Below are 1,210 nucleotides of genomic sequence, written 5' to 3'. Positions count from 1 at the left end.
GCTATCGCCAAGCGGTAAGGCAACGGATTTTGATTCCGTCATGCGTTGGTTCGAATCCAGCTAGCCCAGCCATAGAGAGCCATTAGCTCAGTTGGTAGAGCATCTGACTTTTAATCAGAGGGTCGAAGGTTCGAGTCCTTCATGGCTCACCAGTTATATTYACACGCGGGTGTGGCGGAATTGGCAGACGCGCTAGACTTAGGATCTAGTGTCTTATGACGTGGGGGTTCAAGTCCCTTCACCCGCATCTTAAWTTARATAAATGYGCGGAAGTAGTTCAGTGGTAGAMCMCCACCTTGCCAAGGTGGGGGTCGCGAGTTCGAACCTCGTCTTCCGCTCCATATATATATTGGCGGCATAGCCAAGTGGTAAGGCCAAGGTCTGCAAAACCTTTATCACCGGTTCAAATCCGGTTGCCGCCTCCACGTATAAGTCCTGCCGGGGTGGTGGAATTGGCAGACACACAGGACTTAAAATCCTGCGGTAGGTGACTACCGTGCCGGTTCAAGTCCGGCCCTCGGCACCATTTTAATAAGCGCCCGTAGCTCAATTGGATAGAGCGTTTGACTACGGATCAAAAGGTTAGGGGTTCGACTCCTCTCGGGCGCGCCATRAACGGGAAGTAGCTCAGCTTGGTAGAGCACTTGGTTTGGGACCAAGGGGTCGCAGGTTCGAATCCTGTCTTCCCGACCAGAGAAGTATCATGGGGCCTTAGCTCAGCTGGGAGAGCGCCTGCCTTGCACGCAGGAGGTCAGCGGTTCGATCCCGCTAGGCTCCACCATGCAATATACGGAGGAATACCCAAGTCCGGCTGAAGGGATCGGTCTTGAAAACCGACAGGGGTGTCAAAGCCCGCGGGGGTTCGAATCCCTCTTCCTCCTCCATTTTCTATTTTGGTCCCGTGGTGTAGCGGTTAACATGCCTGCCTGTCACGCAGGAGATCGCGGGTTCGATTCCCGTCGGGACCGCCATTTTTAAAAATAAGCGGGTGTAGTTTAATGGTAAAACCTCAGCCTTCCAAGCTGATGTCGTGAGTTCGATTCTCATCACCCGCTCCAAATAATGGGCCTATAGCTCAGCTGGTTAGAGCGCACGCCTGATAAGCGTGAGGTCGGTGGTTCGAGTCCACTTAGGCCCACCATATTCCACAGTAGCTCAGTGGTAGAGCTATCGGCTGTTAACCGATCGGTCGTAGGTTCGAGTCCTACCT

At 53.4% G+C, this 1,210-nt stretch carries 12 tRNA genes; all 12 read left to right on the top strand.

The window, feature by feature from the left end:
* The first annotated feature begins 76 nt into the window (after positions 1–76).
* The 12 genes from AC1D0Y_RS29510 to AC1D0Y_RS29455 all read left to right on the top strand — a co-directional run bounded on the left by AC1D0Y_RS29510 (position 77) and on the right by AC1D0Y_RS29455 (position 1,141).
* Positions 77–152 (top strand) — tRNA-Lys (locus AC1D0Y_RS29510).
* 13 nt (positions 153–165) lie between these two features.
* A tRNA-Leu gene (locus tag AC1D0Y_RS29505) sits at positions 166–247 on the top strand.
* Between the two features lie 19 nt (positions 248–266).
* Positions 267–341: transfer RNA gene (locus AC1D0Y_RS29500), tRNA-Gly, on the top strand.
* A 10-nt stretch (positions 342–351) separates the two neighbouring features.
* Positions 352–425 (top strand) — tRNA-Cys (locus AC1D0Y_RS29495).
* 12 nt (positions 426–437) lie between these two features.
* Positions 438–526: transfer RNA gene (locus tag AC1D0Y_RS29490), tRNA-Leu, on the top strand.
* A gap of 9 nt (positions 527–535) precedes the next feature.
* Positions 536–612, top strand: a tRNA-Arg gene (locus AC1D0Y_RS29485).
* A gap of 4 nt (positions 613–616) precedes the next feature.
* Positions 617–693, top strand: a tRNA-Pro gene (locus AC1D0Y_RS29480).
* A gap of 12 nt (positions 694–705) precedes the next feature.
* Positions 706–781 (top strand) — tRNA-Ala (locus AC1D0Y_RS29475).
* A gap of 10 nt (positions 782–791) precedes the next feature.
* Positions 792–884, top strand: a tRNA-Ser gene (locus AC1D0Y_RS29470).
* Between the two features lie 11 nt (positions 885–895).
* A tRNA-Asp gene (locus AC1D0Y_RS29465) sits at positions 896–971 on the top strand.
* 13 nt (positions 972–984) lie between these two features.
* A tRNA-Gly gene (locus AC1D0Y_RS29460) sits at positions 985–1,058 on the top strand.
* A gap of 6 nt (positions 1,059–1,064) precedes the next feature.
* Positions 1,065–1,141, top strand: a tRNA-Ile gene (locus tag AC1D0Y_RS29455).
* The last annotated feature ends 69 nt before the right edge of the window (positions 1,142–1,210 follow it).

The organism is Priestia sp. P1_B12_1, from assembly GCF_056406695.1.
This window is presented reverse-complemented; position numbering and strand designations above follow the sequence as displayed.